The organism is Nitratireductor luteus, from assembly GCF_026162365.1.
Lineage (GTDB): Bacteria > Pseudomonadota > Alphaproteobacteria > Rhizobiales > Rhizobiaceae > Chelativorans > Chelativorans luteus.
The window spans coordinates 209,414-227,314 of the sequence record NZ_JAOANW010000006.1 but is presented as its reverse complement, the minus strand read 5'-3'; the positions used below and the strand labels follow the sequence as shown (position 1 = coordinate 227,314).

14 protein-coding genes are annotated in these 17,901 nt (G+C 63.1%); 8 read left to right on the top strand and 6 right to left on the bottom strand.

All coding sequences use genetic code 11. The annotated features are described in order from the left end of the window. Nucleotides 1-33: 33 nt before the first annotated feature. The 3 genes from urtC to urtA all read right to left on the bottom strand — a co-directional run bounded on the left by urtC (nt 34) and on the right by urtA (nt 4,159). Nucleotides 34-1,194 carry an urea ABC transporter permease subunit UrtC gene (gene urtC / locus N1058_RS10005; RefSeq protein ID WP_265517368.1) on the bottom strand — a complete coding sequence of 387 codons (1,161 nt, stop codon included), beginning with the start codon at nt 1,192-1,194 and terminating at the stop codon, nt 34-36. After that, the gene (urtB, locus tag N1058_RS10000; RefSeq protein WP_265517367.1) at nt 1,191-2,807 is read right to left on the bottom strand and encodes an urea ABC transporter permease subunit UrtB; all 1,617 of its coding nucleotides are present in this window, start codon (nt 2,805-2,807) and stop codon (nt 1,191-1,193) included. The genes urtC and urtB overlap by 4 nt, the downstream gene beginning before the upstream one ends. 68 nt (nt 2,808-2,875) lie before the next feature. Continuing rightward, nucleotides 2,876-4,159, bottom strand: a complete 1,284-nt coding sequence (gene urtA / locus N1058_RS09995) for an urea ABC transporter substrate-binding protein (protein WP_265517517.1) — start codon at nt 4,157-4,159, stop codon at nt 2,876-2,878. A 334-nt stretch (nt 4,160-4,493) separates the two neighbouring features. Between urtA and N1058_RS09990 the strand changes: the two genes are divergently transcribed. Then, the gene (locus N1058_RS09990) at nt 4,494-7,871 is read left to right on the top strand and encodes a hybrid sensor histidine kinase/response regulator (protein WP_265517366.1); all 3,378 of its coding nucleotides are present in this window, start codon (nt 4,494-4,496) and stop codon (nt 7,869-7,871) included. Further along, nucleotides 7,864-8,784, top strand: coding sequence for a response regulator transcription factor (locus N1058_RS09985; protein WP_265517365.1), 921 nt, complete (start codon nt 7,864-7,866; stop codon nt 8,782-8,784). The genes N1058_RS09990 and N1058_RS09985 overlap by 8 nt, the downstream gene beginning before the upstream one ends. Before the next feature lie 15 nt (nt 8,785-8,799). Here N1058_RS09985 and N1058_RS09980 read toward each other — a convergent pair whose 3' ends face one another. Next, nucleotides 8,800-9,726, bottom strand: a complete 927-nt coding sequence (locus tag N1058_RS09980) for a helix-turn-helix domain-containing protein (RefSeq protein WP_265517364.1) — start codon at nt 9,724-9,726, stop codon at nt 8,800-8,802. 165 nt (nt 9,727-9,891) lie between these two features. Between N1058_RS09980 and N1058_RS09975 the strand changes: the two genes are divergently transcribed. From N1058_RS09975 to N1058_RS09950, 6 genes are all read left to right on the top strand, one after another. Then, nucleotides 9,892-11,286, top strand: a complete 1,395-nt coding sequence (locus N1058_RS09975; protein WP_265517363.1) for a family 4 glycosyl hydrolase — start codon at nt 9,892-9,894, stop codon at nt 11,284-11,286. Further along, nucleotides 11,286-12,170: a carbohydrate ABC transporter permease gene (locus N1058_RS09970; RefSeq protein ID WP_265517362.1), complete on the top strand. Its 885-nt coding sequence runs from the start codon at nt 11,286-11,288 to the stop codon at nt 12,168-12,170. The genes N1058_RS09975 and N1058_RS09970 overlap by 1 nt, the downstream gene beginning before the upstream one ends. 74 nt (nt 12,171-12,244) lie before the next feature. Further along, nucleotides 12,245-13,078, top strand: coding sequence for a carbohydrate ABC transporter permease (locus N1058_RS09965; protein ID WP_265517516.1), 834 nt, complete (start codon nt 12,245-12,247; stop codon nt 13,076-13,078). A gap of 2 nt (nt 13,079-13,080) precedes the next feature. Further along, the gene (locus N1058_RS09960; protein WP_265517361.1) at nt 13,081-14,208 is read left to right on the top strand and encodes an ABC transporter ATP-binding protein; all 1,128 of its coding nucleotides are present in this window, start codon (nt 13,081-13,083) and stop codon (nt 14,206-14,208) included. 23 nt (nt 14,209-14,231) lie between these two features. Beyond that, nucleotides 14,232-15,497 (top strand): ABC transporter substrate-binding protein, encoded by a 1,266-nt coding sequence (locus tag N1058_RS09955; protein WP_265517360.1) that lies wholly within the window; start codon nt 14,232-14,234, stop codon nt 15,495-15,497. Nucleotides 15,498-15,628: 131 nt separating this feature from the next. After that, nucleotides 15,629-16,762, top strand: a complete 1,134-nt coding sequence (locus tag N1058_RS09950) for a glycoside hydrolase family 88/105 protein (RefSeq protein WP_265517359.1) — start codon at nt 15,629-15,631, stop codon at nt 16,760-16,762. A gap of 75 nt (nt 16,763-16,837) precedes the next feature. Here the strand turns inward: N1058_RS09950 and N1058_RS09945 are convergent, their stop codons facing one another. Together N1058_RS09945 and N1058_RS09940 are read right to left on the bottom strand one after the other, a co-directional pair. Beyond that, on the bottom strand, nt 16,838-17,338 hold the full coding sequence (locus tag N1058_RS09945; RefSeq protein WP_265517358.1) for a prepilin peptidase: 501 nt from the start codon (nt 17,336-17,338) through the stop codon (nt 16,838-16,840). A 1-nt stretch (nt 17,339) separates the two neighbouring features. Next, nucleotides 17,340-17,891: a tetratricopeptide repeat protein gene (locus N1058_RS09940; RefSeq protein ID WP_265517357.1), complete on the bottom strand. Its 552-nt coding sequence runs from the start codon at nt 17,889-17,891 to the stop codon at nt 17,340-17,342. Between the last annotated feature and the right edge of the window lie 10 nt (nt 17,892-17,901).

Here is a 17,901-nt window from a genome sequence, read left to right as displayed (position 1 = left end):
AGTGCCAGCACCCTTCGTCATCTGTGAACTCCGCTATTCTGCCGGCGAGGGCTCGGGCGCGATGTCGCTGCCCTGTTCCGCCCTCGCCGAAATGCGTCGCGCCTTGAGCGCCGACCAGCCGCCGGTGAAGGCACCGACGATGCCCTTGGGCAGGAAGATGGTGACGGCCACGAAAAGACCACCCAGCGCGAACAGCCAGAATTCCGGAAAGACGCCGGTGAACCAGGACTTTCCGGCGTTGACGAGGATTGCGCCGATGATTGGTCCTACCAGTGTGCCGCGTCCGCCTACGGCGGTCCAGATGACGATCTCGATGGAGTTGGCCGGGGCGAACTCGCCGGGATTGATGATACCCACCTGCGGCACGTAGAGCGCGCCGGCGATGCCGGCCATGATGGCCGAGGCGGTGAAGGCGAAGAGCTTGTAGTTGTCCACGCGGTAACCCAGAAAGCGCGTCCGGCTTTCAGCGTCGCGCGTGGCCACGAGCACCTTGCCCAGCTTGGAATTAACGACCGCCGAGCAGACGATGAAGCACAGCGCCAGCGCGATGGCCGAGGCGGCGAAGAGCGCGGCGCGCGTCGTCGAGGCCTGGATGGGGAAGCCCAGGATGTCCTTGAAATCGGTCAGGCCGTTATTGCCGCCGAAGCCCATGTCGTTGCGGAAGAAGGCGAGCAGCAGCGCATAGGTCATGGCTTGGGTGATGATCGACAGATAGACGCCGGTCACGCGGGAGCGGAAGGCGAACCAGCCGAAGACGAAGGCGAGCACAGCGGGCGCCACTATCGCCACAATCGCGGCGAACCAGAACATATCGAAGCCATGCCAGTACCAGGGCAGCGCGTCATAGTTCAGGAACACCATGAAATCCGGCAGGACAGGGTTGGCATAGACGCCGCGGTCGCCGATCTGACGCATCAGATACATACCCATCGCATAGCCGCCCAGCGCGAAAAACGCGCCGTGGCCGAGCGAAAGAATGCCGCAATAGCCCCACACCAGATCCAGCGCCAGGGCCAGCATGGCATAGGTGAGATACTTGCCGAACAGCGGCACGAAATGATCGGGTACCCGCAGCGGATGGCCGACGGGCAGGGCAAGGTTGGAAAGCGGCACGAGGACGGCGATGACTGCCAGAAGGGCCACTACCCAATTGGCCTTGCCGTCGAAGGCGCGGAACAGGGTCCTGGTGATCATGCGTCCACCGCCCGGCCCTTGAGCGCGAACAGACCGCGCGGGCGCCTCTGGATGAACAGGATAATGAAGACGAGGATGAAGATCTTGCCGAGCACGGCGCCGGCAAACGGCTCCAGGAACTTGTTGGCGACGCCGAGCGTCAGCGCCCCCACAAGCGTGCCCCATAGATTGCCGACCCCGCCGAAGACGACGACCATGAAACTGTCGATGATGTAGCTCTGGCCGAGATTGGGCGAGACGTTGTCTATCTGGGAAAGCGCGACGCCAGCAATGCCGGCGATGCCGGAGCCGAGGCCGAAAGTCAGCGCATCGACCCAGGGCGTGCGGATGCCCATGGAGGATGCCATGCGGCGGTTCTGGGTGACGGCGCGCATCTGCAGGCCGAGCGGCGTGCGGTTCAGCACGGCCAAAAGGATGGCGAAGACGACGAGCGCGAAGACGACGATCCACAACCTGTTCCAGGTGATCGACAGACCGCCCAGATCGAAAGCGCCGGACATCCAGCCGGGGTTCCCGACCTCGCGATTGTTCGGCCCGAAAATGGTGCGCACGGTCTGCTGCAGGATCAGGCTCAGGCCCCATGTGGCCAGCAGCGTCTCCAGCGGCCGGCCGTAGAGCCAGCGGATGAAGCCGCGCTCGATGGCGATGCCGACAAGGGCGGTGACGAGGAAGGCCAGCGGCAGGGCGATGGCCAGCGAATAGTCGAACAGGCCCGGAAAGGAGATGCGGATCACCTGTTGCACGGCGAAGGTGGTGTAGGCGCCAAGCATGACGATCTCGCCATGGGCCATGTTGATGACGCCCATGACGCCGAAGGTGATGGCAAGGCCGATGGCCGCCAAGAGCAGCACGGAGCCGAGGGAGAGGCCGTACCAGACGTTCTGCAGGCCGTCCCACATGGCCAGTTTCCGTTCGATGCCGGCGATGCCCCGCTCGATGGCGGGGGTCAGCTCAGATGGGGCGGTGGAAAGCGAAGCCGTCAGGACCGCCAGCGCCTCGCGATTGCCGCGGGCGGTCACGGTATCGATAGCGGCGGTCTTCTCGTCGAGCCCGGCATCGGTCTTCAGGATCGTGGTGGCCCGCGCCAGCTCCATCACCGTCTTCACTCCGGTATCCGTCTCGGCGGCAAGGGCCTCGTCGAGCAGTTCCAGCGCGTCCGGGTCAGCGTTCCTGAGCAGGCTTCGCGCCGCCGTCAGGCGGACGGACGGGCTGGGGCTCATAAGAGTAAGCTGGCCGATGGCGCTGCGGATGGCGCGGCGCAGGCGGTTGTTAACGCGGATCTTGTCGAGATCGGAGGAGGGGGCAGCACCCAGCGCCTCGCCCGTCAGCGGGTCGCTCAGCGCATAATCGCGCCCGGCGCGCTTGCCCGCAACTACGCGGCCGTCCTCTTCCCGCACATAAAGATCGCCTTCACCCAGCACCTTCAGGATGCTCGCCACGCGGTCGTCGCCGGTGGCGGCGAGGTCGAAGATCACTTTCTCGCGGTCGGAATAGCTGCCTTCAGGCAGGGTGTTTACGAGGGCTTCCACGTCTTGCGCGAACGCGCCTGGCGCTGCCGTGATCAGCAGCGCGAGCGCAAGGAGGAGCTTCGGTATGAGGCGGAACGGGTGCATATGCCGTGGCCGGAAAGTTTGGGATCAGGGATTGGGGGAAGGCGGCGGCCGCCTTCCCCGCTCGAATGTCAGCTCGCGCCGCCGCAGCTCTTCGTCTCGGTGTTGTAGTTCCCGCAATTGATCGGTGCCGTCCAATCCGCCTCGATCATCTTCGATTCCGGTAGGAAGTCCGACCAGGCGTCGCCCGGCACCACCTCTTCCGTCTCCCACACCACCTCGAACTGGCCGTCGTCCTGAATCTCGCCGATCAGCACCGGCTTGGTGATGTGATGGTTGGGGAGCATCTTGGCGATGCCGCCGGTCAGGTTCGGCGTCTCAAGGCCGATAATGGCGTCGAGCACGGCATCGGTGTCGGTCGTGCCGGCCTTCTCGACGGCCTGGACCCACAGGTTGAAGCCGACCACATGGGCTTCCATCGGGTCGTTGGTCACGCGGTTCTCGTCGCCGATGAATTCGCGCCACTTGGCGATGAATTCCTCGTTCTCCGGCGTGTCGACGGACTGGAAGTAGTTCCAGGCGGCGAGGTGCCCCACCAGCGGCTCGGTGTCGATGCCGGCAAGCTCTTCCTCGCCCACGGAGAAGGCGACGACCGGGATGTCCTCGGCGGCGATCCCTTGATTGGCGAGCTCCTTGTAGAACGGCACGTTGGCGTCGCCGTTGATGGTGGAAACCACCGCCGTCTTCTTGCCCGCCGAGCCGAACGCCTTGATGTCGGAGACGATCGTCTGCCAGTCGGAATGGCCGAAGGGCGTGTAGTTGATCATGATGTCCTCGGCGGCCACGCCCTTGTCCATCAGGTACTGCTCGAGGATCTTGTTGGTCGTGCGCGGATAGACATAGTCGGTGCCGGCCAGCACCCAGCGCTCCACGCCTTCCTCGTTCATCAGGTAATCGACGGCGGGAATGGCCTGCTGGTTGGGCGCCGCACCCGTGTAGAAGACGTTGCGCTGGCTCTCCTCGCCCTCATACTGCACCGGATAGAAGAGGATCGAATTCAACTCCTCGAACACCGGCAGAACGGATTTGCGGGAGACCGACGTCCAGCAGCCGAATACCGCCGCCACGTCGCTGACCGAGATCAGCTCGCGCGCCTTCTCGGCGAACAGCGGCCAGTCGGAAGCGGGGTCGACCACCACGGCTTCGAGCTTCTTGCCCAGAAGCCCACCCTTCCTGTTCTGCTCGTCGATGAGGAAGAGCATCGTGTCCTTCAGCGTCGTCTCGGAAATCGCCATGGTGCCCGAGAGCGAATGGAGGACGCCGACCTTGATGGTCTCTTCCTGTGCGTAGGTAATTCCTGCCGAAAGGCAGATCGAACTTGCCAATGCAGCGGTCATCACCGCGCGGCGGGTCATCTTCATGCTCATCTGTTTGTTCCCCTGAATGTTCTTTCAGGCCTGACCTTGCAGACCGTGGGAACAATTCTGGAACGCAATGCGCGCGGTGCCCTATACGCAGAACGACGTAGTTCAGGATGTTTGAGGAAGGCTGCCCGAGCGATGGACGCCGTTTTTCCAGTGAAAACATGTGGGTAGGCTCAAAACACCTTCTGCGCATTTTTTTGGCATATTGCGAACTTGATGAAAAAGTAGTCATCTAGAGGCAGGCAATGGCTGCCTGGCGGGCGGAAAAGGGTCCGTCCTGGAGGAGCGAGCGGCGGACGGCCGCCAGGGGGACACGAGAACAGGCATGGCGCGGCAGCGGATCCTACCTATCAGGCGGCAGTATAACCGCTGGGTCGCCAACCAGACTCTCGAAGACTACGCCCTGCGCTTCACCGCCAAGAGCGCCCGGCAATTCTCCAGCCGGCGCATTTCGCAGACGGCCATCGGCGCCATCTCGTTCCTGGCGCTGGAGGCGATCGGCGGGGCGATCACGCTTTCCTACGGCACGAGCAACGCGATTGCCGCGATCATCGTCGCCAGCGTCGTCATCCTGGTCGTAGGCCTGCCGATCTCGCGCTATGCGATGCGGCATGGCCTGGATATCGACCTGCTGACACGCGGGGCGGGGTTCGGCTACATCGGCTCGACGGTCACCTCGCTTATCTACGCCAGCTTCACCTTTATCCTCTTTGCGATCGAGGCCTCGATCATGTCGAGCGCGCTTCAGCTGGCGTTCGGCATTCCGCTCTGGATCGGATACATCGTCAGCGCGGTCGCCGTCATTCCGCTGGTGACGCATGGCGTGAGGCTGATCAGCCGCTTCCAGTTGCTCACACAGCCCGTCTGGATCGTGCTCAACATCCTGCCTTTCCTGTTCATCGCCTGGGTCGACTGGGACGCATTCGATGTCTGGCGGTCGTTTGGCGGCATTGGCGTTGCGGCTGGCGAAGGTATCCCGGCGCTGGAACTGGTCAAGTTTGGCGCTGCCTCTGCCGTGATCCTCGCGCTGATGACGCAGATCGGAGAGCAGGTGGACTTCCTGCGGTTCCTTCCCGCCAAGGAGCACTCGAAAAAGCGCCACGCGCTGGCGGTATTCCTCGCCGGGCCGGGCTGGGTGATCGTCGGCGCACCGAAGCTGCTTGCAGGCTCGTTTCTTGCCGTGCTCGTGCTTTCCTCCGGCGTCGCACCGGAACATGCATCCGAGCCGGCGCAGATGTATGCTGCGGCGTTCGGCTACATGATCCCGAACGAGATGCTGGCTCTGGTGCTGATGGCGATCTTCGTGGTGGTCAGCCAACTCAAGATCAATGTGATGAACGCCTATGCGGGATCGCTCGCCTGGTCGAACTTCTTTTCGCGGCTCACGCACAGCCATCCCGGCCGGGTCGTCTGGCTCCTGTTCAATGTGGCGATCGCGCTCTTCCTGATGGAGCTTGGCATCTACCGCATGCTGGAAGCGACGCTGGCCATCTTCTCAATCGTCGCCATGGCTTGGCTCTGCACCGTTTCGGCCGATCTGTTCGTCAACAAGCCGCTTGGTCTGGCACCTGCCGGCATCGAGTTCAAGCGGGCGCATCTCTACGACATCAATCCCGTGGGACCCGGCTCCATGTCGCTATCGGCGGGCATTGCGCTCGCAGCCCATTTCGGCGCCTTCGGCGACATGGCGGCGGCATTTGCTCCCTACATCGCCCTTTGCGCAGCCTTCGTTGCAGCCCCGGCAATAGCTTATGCGACCGGCGGCAAATATTACCTGGCACGCAAGCCGCGCAAAGGATGGCAGGGCGAGGGCACGCTTACCTGCTCGATCTGCGAGCATCCCTTCGAGCTGGAGGACATGGCGTGGTGCCCGGCTTATGCCGCACCGATCTGTTCCTTGTGCTGTTCGCTCGACGCGCGCTGTCATGATCTTTGCAAGCCGCATGCCCGCCTGAAGGCGCAGACGGCGACGGTGGCGCGACATTTCCTGCCGGAACGGGTGCTGGCCTGGCTGGGCACGCGCCTTGGGCGCTATGCGATCGCCATGGGCATTGCGGTCATGCTGATCGGCGCGATACTGCTCATGATCTATGCCGCCGCCGCCAGAGCCGCTCCCCAAACGGCCGACATCGTGGGGGGCACCATCGCGGTGGTCTTCTTCGTCTTCTGTGTGGTCGCGGGCATCGTCACCTGGTTCCTGGTGCTGGCCCGTGATAGCCGGCTGGTCGCCGAGGAGGAAAGCTCGCGCCAGAACACGCTTCTCCTGAAGGAGATCGCCGCTCACGAAAAGACCGATGCCGCCCTGCAGCAGGCCAAGGAGAAGGCCGAAGCCGCCAACAAGGCGAAGAGCCGGTATGTCGTGGGGCTGAGCCATGAATTGCGCACGCCTCTCAACGCGGTCCTCGGCTATGCGCAGATCCTCGAACGCGAAGAAGACGCGCCGAAGCCCTGGGCTTCCTCCATCCGCGTGATCAGGCGCAGTGCGGAGCATCTTTCGGGCCTGATCGACGGTCTTCTGGATATTTCCAAGATCGAGGCCGGGCGCCTCCAGTTTCATATGAGCGAGGTCAATTTTCACGACTTCCTCGATCAGATCGTGGACATGTTCCGCCTGCAGGCGGAAGCGAAAGGACTGACCTTCATCCATGAGCGCGAGCGCGGGGTGCCTCAGTTCGTGCGTGCCGACGACAAAAGGCTGCGCCAGATCCTGGTGAACCTGCTTTCGAACGCGATCAAGTTCACCGAGAAAGGCCGCGTCGAATTCAAGGTCAGCTACCGCTCGCAGGTGGCCGGATTTTCGGTAAGCGACACCGGGCCGGGCATTGGAGCCGACGATTTCGACCACATTTTCGAACCTTTCGCCCGCGGCAAGGCGGAGCGCAACCGGCTCTCGCCGGGGCTCGGGCTGGGCCTGACCATCACCAAGCTTCTGACCGAGACGCTGGGCGGAGAAATACGGGTCGAAAGCGAACCGGGGAAAGGCTCGAGCTTTCACGTGAGGCTGATGCTTACCAAGGTCGACCGGCCGCCGGTGCCGGCCACCCATGAGCGGCGGACCACCGGCTACACCGGCCGCCGCCGCACTATCATGGTGGTCGACGACAATGGCGACCATCGCGAGATGATGCGGCAGATGCTGCAACCGCTCGACTTCACGGTGCTGACAGCCGCGGACGGTCCCGCCTGCCTGACGCTGCTCGAAGGCATTGCGCCCGACATGTTCTTCATCGATATCCTGATGCCGGGGATGAACGGCTGGGAGCTGGCCGAGCGCCTTCGCACCGGGGGCATGACCGCGCCCATCGTCATGCTTTCGGCCAATATCGGCGATGGCGTGGCGGCCTTCCGGGGCGAAGTGGGGCCTGACGACGCCATCGCAAAACCGTTCGGCTTTCGGCAATTACTGGACCGGATCGAGGCGCATTTGAATTTGAACTGGACGATTGACGACAAGAGCGCGTTGACCCGGCCGGGGCAGACGGCACGCGCCGGTGCCGAATTCCGATCGCCCGGCCGGGATCATGTCGACGAACTCGTCAGGCTCGGCGAGATAGGCCACGTTCGCGCCATCGAGGAGCGGCTCGAGATTCTTTCCCAAGAGAGCGCCAACCAGCCACTGGTCGGCCTTCTGCGCGCGCGCATGGACGTGTATGACTTCGTCGGCTACCAAGATATTCTGGAGAACTTGAAGCACGATGGATGATCGCGAGCCGGCTGGCGAAATCGTATTGGTTGTCGATGATTCGCCCGAAACGCTGGGCTTTCTGACCACCGCGATGGAGCAGGCGGGGGTGACGGTGCTGGTCGCAACGAGTGGCGAGGCGGCGCTGAACATCGTCGACAAGATCAGCCCCGATGTTATTCTCATGGACGCCGTCATGCCGGGTCTCGACGGTTTCGAGACTTGCAGGCGGCTCAAGGGGCACACCACGGCCGCCCACATTCCGGTGATCTTCATGACCGGACTGACACAGACCGAGCATGTCGTTCATGCACTGGATTCGGGCGGCGTAGATTATCTGACGAAGCCGATCAATCTGGAAGAGCTGCGCGCGCGCATGAGGGTGCATCTGGTCAACGCCAGGCGGGCACAAAGCACCCGGTTGGCGCTCGATGCCGCAGGCCGGCATCTGCTTGCCCTGTCGGCGGCCGGCAACATCCTCTGGTCGACGCCGCAGACGAGCCGGCTGCTGGAGGCCCCGGAAGCCGGCCCGGATGCGCCTGAGGCAATAGTCCAGGCCGCCGCGCAATGGATGGCGGCGCATGCCGGCACCCCGCCGCTGGGCAAGTCCCTCGATATTCCGGTGAGCGGGACCAGGCGATTCGAACTCGTGTGTCTCGGCCAGATCGGGCAGGACGAGTTCCTGTTCCGCCTCCTGAGCAAGGGCGAGGACCGGCAGGACGAGGTGTTGCGCCGGCATTTCGCGCTCACCCACCGGGAAAGCGAGGTTCTCATGTGGGTCGCGCGCGGCAAGACCAACCGGGATATCGCCGAGATACTGGACCTGAGTCCGCGCACCGTGACCAAGCATCTGGAACAGGTCTATGTCAAGCTGGGTGTGGAAAACCGCGCCTCGGCCGCTGTCAAGGCGGTATCGGCGCTTGCCGCGATGTAGGTCGCAGGTCGCCGGTTACAGGGTTTGTTCCTGCCGTTCCACCAGTGGATACATGACCTGGCCGTCTTCCTCGCCGCGCGGGAACCTGCCGTTCTGGCTTTCCTTGACGGCAAGCTTGTAGCCGACCGGGCTGGTCCCGATGTGGCGCTTGAACATGCGCGAGAAGTAATAGACGTCGGAATAGCCGACGAGGGCGGCGGTGTCGCTCACCGTGTTGCCGCTGGCGAGTATGTTCATGGCCCGCTCCATCCTTTTGAACTCCTGGAACTTTCTCGGCGTCCAGCCGATCTGGCGGCGGAACTCCCGCTTGAAATATTCGGGGTTGTAGGGCGCCTCGGCGACGACGCGCTCGCAGATATCCTCGTCGAGCGGCTCGGCCGTTATCCGGGCGGCGGCCAGCATGATGCTGAGCGAGATGCCGTCGGCGGTGCTCACGGCGCCCACCGGCGGTGTGTTCCAGGCGATGAAGGCATCCTCCAGGAATTCGATCAGGATGAACATGAAGAGATGGTGCTGCAGGAGTGTCGTCGAGGATGCAGGGGCGATGTCGTGATAGTAGCGGATCACCGGTTCCAGCAGCGGCCAGCGCGAAAAGCGCACGATCCGCTCGATGCGCATCTGCGAGATGAGGTCGTGCCTGCCGAAGACGTCGAGCGTGAAGTGCTGCGCCACGCCCGTATAGGCCTCGCCGGAAGCGTGCCAGCCGACGAAATGGCTGCCGGCCGGTATCAGCATGGCGTCGCCCGGCGTCAGCGTGTAGGCGCTGTCGTCGACGACATAGCTGCCGCTACCGCTCAGGCACACGATGAGGTCGTGAACGGTGTTCGACTTGTCGACGCGCCATGTCCGCGGGTGCTGCATCTTGATGGCGGAGCGCGTCAGGTTGAGCTTCAGGGCGTTCTCCGGGATGCCGGCCAGAACGCCACCTTCAGTTTTGTCCATCCCTTTTTCCAGATTCGTCAATTTCAAATGGACGCGTGAGACAGAATACTGTCTCCATACATCGCGGCAAGCGCGAAAACCACGTCATTCTGGGAGGAACCGACGACGCCGGGCACCCGATCTGGGCACTCCGCTCCAGATCACGGCATCGTCCGCTATATCGACATGCATGATTTTGAAGATCAAAAGAGCCTTGCGATAGCCTATATCGGCGGAGGTTCGCTCAACTGGGCGACCAAACTGATGGGCGACATCGCCCAGGACGGCACGCTGGCCGTCGACATGCGCCTCTACGACATCAATCTCGCCGCCGCCGAGCGAAACGCCCGTCTCGGGCGGCGCATAGCGCAGGCCGGCAAGGGCAAGCCCGCCCGCTATACGGCGCATGAGCGCATCGAGGATGCGCTCGACGGTGCCGATGTGGTCGTCATCTCGATCTTGCCGGGCACTTTGGAGACGATGGCCTCCGACATCGCCCTGCCGGAACGCTACGGCATCCGCCAGTCGGTCGGCGACACGGTCGGGCCGGGCGGCTTCGTGCGCGCCATGCGGTCCATTCCCATGCTGGCGGAGATAGCGCAATCGATCAGGGCCTGCTGCCCGGATGCCTATGTCTGCAACCTTACAAATCCGATGTCGGTGCTGACGGGGGCGCTCTACGCCGTTTTCCCGGGCATCAAGGCGTGGGGCGAGTGCCACGAGGTGACGAAGCTGCGGCACATCGTGGCATGGCTCGCCAACCGCAAGGCGGGCAGCGTCAGCTACAGCTTCCGCGATGTCGAGGTGAATGTGCTCGGCATCAACCATTTCACCTTCGTCGACCGCGCCGTGGTCGGCGGTGTCGACATGTTGCAGGATTATCTGGATTTCGCCCGGACCCATCGCGCGTCCGGCTGGCGCGCGACGCCGATCGATCCCGGCAACGAGCAGGAGCGCTGCTTCCTGGACCACAACATGGTCAAGTTCGACCTTGCCTCGCGGTTCGGCATTGCCGCGGCGGCAGGGGACCGGCACCTGGCCGAGTTCGTGCCCCAGACCTGGTATCTCGACCGCAACGAGGAATTCGGCTTCGGGCTGACGCCCGTGGACTACCGCATGCGCGAGCGGGATGAGAAACGCCGCGCGGCGGCTGAGCTCGATGCCGGCGCGCCTTTGCCTCCGCTCGCCGCGTCCGAGGAGGCATTGGTGGCAGAGATCAAGGCTCTGGCCGGCGGCGCGGCGCACGTGACCAACGTCAACCTGCCCAATCGCGGCCAGCTTTCGGGATTTGCCGAGGGCGTCGTGGTGGAAACCAACGCCCGGTTCTCTCCCGCCGGAATCCAGCCGCTGCATTCGGGCCGACTGCCCGAGGCGCTGGAGCTCATCGTCAAGCCGCATGCCGAGCGCCAGACCGCACTGGTCGCGGCGGTTATCGAGGGCCGGCGGGACGATCTGTTCCCGCTGTTCCTCAGCGACCCGCTGGTCGCTCCTCTCGGCCCCGACAAGGCTCGCGACCTGTTCGGCCAGATGGTGGCGGCTACGGCCGAGTTCCTTCCGGAAGCGTTGAAAAGGGCCGGCTGATGGGCGGCGACAGCAGATATCTCGGCCTTGCCTATGTCGCGCCTTACATTGCCGGGCTGCTGATCTTTACCGCGATCCCGTTCATCGCGTCCTTTTATCTCAGCTTTACCGACTACGATTTGCTGAGCAAGCCGCGATGGTCGGGCCTCGACAACTACACGGAACTGTTCACGCGCGACCGGACCTTCAGGAAATCGCTGAGGGTGACGCTTCTCTACGTGCTCCTGACGGTGCCGCTGAAGCTCGTCTTCGCGCTGTTCATCGCGTATATCCTGAACTATCGGCTGAAATTCATCAATTTCTTCCGCACGGCCTATTACGTGCCGTCGATCCTCGGCGGATCCATCGCGGTGGCGGTGCTGTGGCGCTACATCTTCGCCGATTCCGGTCTGGTGAACATGGTCATCACGGCGCTTGGCGGCGAGCCGGTCAACTGGTTCGGCGATCCCGACAATGCGCTCTTCACCATCACGCTGCTGCGCCTGTGGCAGTTCGGCTCGGCCATGGTCATCTTCCTCGCCGCGCTGCAAAGCATCGACAAGACGCTCTATGAGGCGGCGGCGATCGACGGGGCTGGCAAGTGGCATACCTTCGTCTACATCACGCTGCCGCTCATCACGCCGGTCATCTTCTTCAACCTGATCATGCAGATGGTGCAGGCGTTCCAGGAGTTCAACGGCCCCTACGTCATCACCCAGGGCGGGCCGCTGAAATCGACCTACCTCCTGCCTCTCTACATCTACGAGGAAGCCTTCAAGAAGTTCGACATGGGTTACGCCTCGGCGATCGCCTGGGTGCTGTTCGCCATCATCATGGTGCTGACGCTGATCGCCTTCTGGTCGTCGCGCCACTGGGTCTACTACGCCGGGGACAAGAGGAGCTGACGATGACACAGGAGATCGCCGTCCCCGCCGCCGCCGAACTCGAAACCGCACGCGCGCATATCGAAAGCCGGCGCATGCACGTGATCTCATCGGCCGTGCGCTACTTCCTCCTGGCGGGCGTCGGCTTCATCATGCTCTACCCGCTGATCTGGCTGATCGGCGCCTCCTTCAAGACCAATTCCGAGATCTTCACCAATCCCGGCTTCATCCCGCAGGAGCCCACGATCGACGGCTATATCCAAGGCTGGAAGACCTCGACGCCCTATACGTTCGCGACCTTCTTCTGGAACACGTTCCTCATCATCCTGCCCAAGACGATCGGTACCGCCATCTCCTGCGCAGCCGTGGCCTACGGCTTTGCCCGCTTCGAGTTTCCAGGCAAGAAGATCCTCTTCGCCACGCTCATCGCGACGCTGCTCCTGCCCAACGTGGTCACGCGCATTCCACACTATCTGCTGTTCCGTGATCTTGGCTGGCTCGACACCTTCCTGCCGCTCTGGGTGCCGTCGGCCTTCGCGGGAGACGCGTTCTTCGTCTTCATGCTGATCCAGTTCCTGCGGGCCATACCGCGCGACATGGAGGAGGCCGCCCGCGTCGACGGGGCCAACACGCTGCAGACGCTGATCTATATCGTCGTGCCGATGCTGGCGCCGGCGCTGATCTCGGTCTGCCTGTTCCAGTTCATGTGGACCATGAACGACTTTCTGGGTCCGCTCATCTACCTGTCCTCGGTCGACAAATATCCCATCTCGCTGGCCCTGAAACTGTCGATCGACACGACCGAGGCGTTCCAGTGGAACCGCATCCTGGCTATGTCCGTGCTGGCGTTGATGCCCGCGCTCGTCGTGTTCTTCCTGGCGCAGAAGTATTTCATCGAGGGCATCTCGACGGGCGGAGTGAAAGGTTAGCCATGGCGCGTTTGCAGATCCGAAACCTGGAAAAGGTCTATGGCAACGCCTTCAAGGCGGTGCACGGCATCAGCCTCGACGTGAACGACGGCGAGTTCATGGTGCTGGTCGGCCCTTCCGGCTGCGCCAAATCCACCACCTTGCGCATGATTGCAGGTCTGGAGACGATCACCGGCGGCGAAGTGCGCATCGGCGACAGGATCGTCAACAATCTGCCGCCCGGCCAGCGCGGCATCTCCATGGTGTTCCAGAACTACGCGCTCTACCCCCACATGAAGGTGCGCAACAACCTTGCCTTCGGGCTGAAGCTGAAGCGGCGGCCGAAGCCCGAGATCGAGGAGAGCACCCGCGCGGTGGCGGGCATCCTGGAGATCGATCCATTGCTCGACCGGCTGCCCAAGCAGCTTTCCGGCGGGCAGGCGCAGCGCGTGGCCGTGGGCCGGGCGCTCATCAAGAAGCCGGAAGTCTTCCTGTTCGACGAGCCGCTGTCCAATCTCGACGCAAAGCTGCGCGCTTCCATGCGCGTGCGCATCACCGATCTGCACAAGCGCCTGAAGCGGGACGGGCTGTCCTCCACCGTGGTCTATGTGACCCACGACCAGACCGAGGCCATGACCATGGGCGACCGGATCTGCGTCATGAAGGACGGCCATATCATGCAGGTGGCCGACCCGGTGACGCTCTACAACCGGCCGGAAAACGCCTTCGTCGCCGGGTTTATCGGCAGCCCGGAAATGAACCTTCTGGAGGGGACCGTCGTCGCTAATGGCGGGCTGACGGTCGCGCTCGCCGGGCAGCCGCTGTCCTTCGGGCCGGCGCTGACCGACCGGCTGAAGGCAAAGGACGGTGATGCGGTGACGGTGGGTATCAGGCCTCAGCATCTGAGCATCGCCGCACAGGACGACGACAATGCACTGGAAGGCACCGTGGCCCATGTCGAGTTCATGGGGCACGAGGTCTATCTCCACGTCGATCTCGCCGGCATGCGGCTCGTCGCCGTTGTGCCTTCCGATCGCTACAACCCCGCCGACATCCACGACGACCATATCCGGCTGACCCCGCGCGAGGAGGCAGTCCACATCTTCGACCGGCAGACTGGAAGAAATATCAGCCTGCCGCCAGAAGCTTGAACAAGATCAAACGGGAGGATGAAATGAAGAAGACAGCAACAGCACTTGCAACAATTCTTTTACTGGGCGCAGGCGCCGCGCAGGCGGCGGATCTGCGCATGTCGTGGTGGGGTGGCGACAGCCGCCACATCGCCACGCAGGAGGCGCTGAAGGCCTGCGGCGAAAAGCATGGCCATACGATCCAGCCGGAATTCACCGGGTGGACGGGTCATCAGGAAAAGGTGACCACGCAGCTTGCCGGCGGCACCGAGGCCGACATCATGCAGATCAACTGGCCCTGGCTGCCGCTGCTGTCGCTGGACGGCTCGGGCTTTGCCGATCTGCGCGAGTATTCCGATACGATCGATCTCGGCCAGTGGCCGGAGGAGCAGCTGGAAAGCGGGACGATGAACGGCAAGCTGAACGGCCTGCCGATCTCCACCACGGGCCGCGTCTTCTTCTTCAACAAGGCGTCCTTCGAGAAGGCCGGCGTTCCTCTTCCCGCCACCTGGGACGACCTCATCTCGGCGGCATCCGTCTTCAAGGAAAAGCTGGGCGAGGACTATTTCCCCTTCGACGCCACAGGGCAGAACGGGCTGACCGCCGTTCTCGTCGTTTCGCTGGCGACAACGCAGATGACCGGCAAGGACCTGATCGACCCGGCAACCAACACGGTCGCCTGGTCGGCGGAGGAACTGCAGAAGGGAATCGAGTTCCACCAGAGCCTCGTCGACCAGGGCGTCATCCGGTCATGGAAGACGGTGGCCGGTGGCGGCAATGTGGAATTGTTCGAGCTGCCCGCCTGGTCGGACGGCCGCATCGCGGGGTCCTATGAGTGGGATTCGACCTATTCCAAGTTCAACGACCCTCTGGAAGAGGGCCAGGAACTGGTGCCGGTGAAGCTGCTGACGATCCATGATGCGGTGACGGAGGGCGTGTACCGCAAGCCCTCCATGGTCTTCTCGATCTCCAAGAACAGCAAGAACCCGGAAGCTGCGGCCCAGATCGTCAACTGCCTTTTGAACGAGCCCGAAGGCATTCAGGCGCTGGGCGATTCGCGCGGCATCCCGGCAAGCCGGATCGCCTCCGAGACGCTCGCCGACAGCGGCGCCATCAATCCGCAGCTGCTCGAGGCGAACCGGATCGTCATGGAGGCCAAGGGGCCGACCGTTTCGCCCTTCAACGAACATCCGGAGGTGCGCGAAATTTTCCAGGATACGCTGGAAGCGCATGCCTATGGCCAGATCTCGGCCGCCGATGCATCGGTGGAAATCATCGAGGGCGTGAACGGCGTCCTTGAAAAGTTCTGAAAACCCCGACGCGGCGGCGGGCAACTGCCTGCCGCCGTCATTTTCCCGAAACGCCTCTGCCGGACGCCCATATTTCCCGGAACTTCCACCGGGCGGCGGCGGTCCTGCATCATGGAGGGAGCTGCCGCGGCATGCTGATGGACTATTTCGATAATTATGCCGCTGCCTATACGCCCTACAAGAGCGGTTCCTGGTGCTATGAAGACGGGTGCATTTATCGTGGTCTTGCGCTTTTGCACGAGGCGACGGGCGAGGGACGCTGGTTCGCTCACCTGGAGCGCCTGGTGAACGCCCAGGTTTCGACCGATGGCGATCTGGCGGGCTATACGGTCGAGGAATTCAACATCGATCATATCCTGTCCGGTCGCGCCCTGATCTACCTCTACAAGGCCACCGGCGATGAGAAATACAAGGCCGGCGCTTATCTGCTCGCCAGGCAGCTTGCGCTGCACCCGCGCACCAGGTCGGGCGTTTACTGGCACAAAAAGGTGTACCCATGGCAGATATGGCTCGATGGCCTCTATATGGGCCTTCCCTTTCAGATTGAATTCGCGCGCCTGAGCGGGGATGACGCTCTCCTCGACGACGCCTTGGAGCAGCTTGTGAAAGCCCTGTCTCTGACAAGGGAAAGTGCGACGGGGCTTTACGCCCACGGTTATGATGAAAGCCGTCAACAGCAGTGGGCGGACCCTGATACCGGCCGCTCGCCCGCGCATTGGGCACGAGCGCTCGGCTGGCTGGCAATGGCCCTGGTCGATATCGCCGAACTGGTGGGCATGGGGCGGATGGACGCCACGGGCGCCGGCGACCATGCGCGCCGTTTACTCGCCCAGATTCTGGCCTTGCGTACCGCGGATGGCACCTGGCTGCAGGTCATAGACCGGCCCGATCTGCCCGGCAATTATGCCGAAAGCTCCGCGACTGCCATGTTCGCCTACGCGTTGCTCAAAGCCGAGCGCATCGGTTTTGCCGAAGGATTCGCCGCTGTCGGACATGGCGGCCTGCTGGCGTTGGCAAGGCGGGGATTGCAGACCGACGCCAAAGGCAGGTTGCGGCTTGCGGGCATCTGTCACGTGGCGGGGCTTGGCGGGTTCTCGAACGTTTATCGCGACGGCACGGCCAACTACTATCTGACCGAGCCGGTTGTCGAGGATGACGCCAAGGGTGTTGGCCCCCTCATGATGGCTAAGGCTGAATCCATTCGTCTCGGTCTGGACGCGCCCGAACACCCCGCGGTGCCGGCTACCCCTCCGGCGCATATTTGAAGCAACCGGGCTATCGGCGCCGACGATCATCAGAGCCTTTGGAGACCTGTGGCGACAAGGGACTCGAGAGCAGTGCTATACCCTGACGCCTGCGATCTGCAGCAACAGCACCACAAGCAGGGCGGCCGAGATGGGCACGCCAAACGGCACGACATTGTTGTCGGCGAAAAGCGCGACATAGCGCTTGTAGAGGGTTTCCGGCAGAAGCATCGGCATCTTTACCAGGAGCGCGGTGATGAGGGTGAAGACGATGAGGGCAAGCGCGAAGGACAGGAGATAGTCGCCGCCGGCGACCAACGCCGCCGCCCCCATCAGCTTGACATCGCCCGCTCCCACCTTGCCAATCAGCCAGAAGGGAACGAGCACCAGAAAGAACAGCGCGCCGGCGGCGGCGCCGATTGCAAAGTTCGCCCATGATCCGCCGGCGGCCGGCTGTAGCAGAAGCCCGGCGCCGACCAGGGCGATCACAAGGACGTCGCGATTGGCGATTTTCTGCCGTCCAAGATCGGACCATGCGACCCTCAGCAGGAGCACGCCCAGAACCGCGCGCGCAAGGATTGCGGCAGCCGCTAGCATTTCACCGCTGGATGCTGCGCGCGCTGGAGGCGAGCAACTCGAGATTGTTGGTGACGGTCGGGTCGTTTGGCGCCAGTTCGTAAGCTTTCAGGAAGTTGCGCCGCGCTTCGACGAGATTGCCGCGCAGGAGATGGGAATAGCCGACATTGTTGTAGTAGGCGGCCGTGCTGCCGACCAGCCGGTAGGCCTCGCGATAGGCCTTGTCGGCGAGGTCGAAACGGCCGATGCGGTCGCTGGCCGCGGCAAGGCCCAGCCATGCCTCGCCGTCGTTGGGCGCGAGCCGTACGGCCTTGTAGAACAGTGCGCCGGCATTGCCGTAATTTTCCTGCCGGAACTGGTTCTTGGCCGCCGCCACCGCCTGATCAGAGGCGTAGTAATCGACATCCGAGATCGTTTTCAGCCCGTCGAAAGCATCACCGAAGGCCGTGAACTCCAGTTTGGCGGGTTCGTTGGTGCGCACCACGCCGTCGGAGTTCAGTTCAGCGGTCTGGCATCCCGCCAGTGCGGCGGCCAGCACAACTGCTCCAAGCGCAAAGCGCAGTGACTGCATCATCCTCATCCCC

What these genes read in the sequence shown, in the direction of transcription:
- urtC (WP_265517368.1), bottom strand. Translation starts at nt 1,194, where the DNA reads ATGATCACCAGGACCCTGTTCCGCGCCTTCGACGGCAAGGCCAATTGG.
- urtB (WP_265517367.1), bottom strand. Translation starts at nt 2,807, where the DNA reads ATGCACCCGTTCCGCCTCATACCGAAGCTCCTCCTTGCGCTCGCGCTG.
- urtA (WP_265517517.1), bottom strand. Translation starts at nt 4,159, where the DNA reads ATGACCCGCCGCGCGGTGATGACCGCTGCATTGGCAAGTTCGATCTGC.
- N1058_RS09990 (WP_265517366.1), top strand. Translation starts at nt 4,494, where the DNA reads ATGGCGCGGCAGCGGATCCTACCTATCAGGCGGCAGTATAACCGCTGG.
- N1058_RS09985 (WP_265517365.1), top strand. Translation starts at nt 7,864, where the DNA reads ATGGATGATCGCGAGCCGGCTGGCGAAATCGTATTGGTTGTCGATGAT.
- N1058_RS09980 (WP_265517364.1), bottom strand. Translation starts at nt 9,726, where the DNA reads ATGGACAAAACTGAAGGTGGCGTTCTGGCCGGCATCCCGGAGAACGCC.
- N1058_RS09975 (WP_265517363.1), top strand. Translation starts at nt 9,892, where the DNA reads ATGCATGATTTTGAAGATCAAAAGAGCCTTGCGATAGCCTATATCGGC.
- N1058_RS09970 (WP_265517362.1), top strand. Translation starts at nt 11,286, where the DNA reads ATGGGCGGCGACAGCAGATATCTCGGCCTTGCCTATGTCGCGCCTTAC.
- N1058_RS09965 (WP_265517516.1), top strand. Translation starts at nt 12,245, where the DNA reads ATGCACGTGATCTCATCGGCCGTGCGCTACTTCCTCCTGGCGGGCGTC.
- N1058_RS09960 (WP_265517361.1), top strand. Translation starts at nt 13,081, where the DNA reads ATGGCGCGTTTGCAGATCCGAAACCTGGAAAAGGTCTATGGCAACGCC.
- N1058_RS09955 (WP_265517360.1), top strand. Translation starts at nt 14,232, where the DNA reads ATGAAGAAGACAGCAACAGCACTTGCAACAATTCTTTTACTGGGCGCA.
- N1058_RS09950 (WP_265517359.1), top strand. Translation starts at nt 15,629, where the DNA reads ATGCTGATGGACTATTTCGATAATTATGCCGCTGCCTATACGCCCTAC.
- N1058_RS09945 (WP_265517358.1), bottom strand. Translation starts at nt 17,338, where the DNA reads ATGCTAGCGGCTGCCGCAATCCTTGCGCGCGCGGTTCTGGGCGTGCTC.
- N1058_RS09940 (WP_265517357.1), bottom strand. Translation starts at nt 17,891, where the DNA reads ATGATGCAGTCACTGCGCTTTGCGCTTGGAGCAGTTGTGCTGGCCGCC.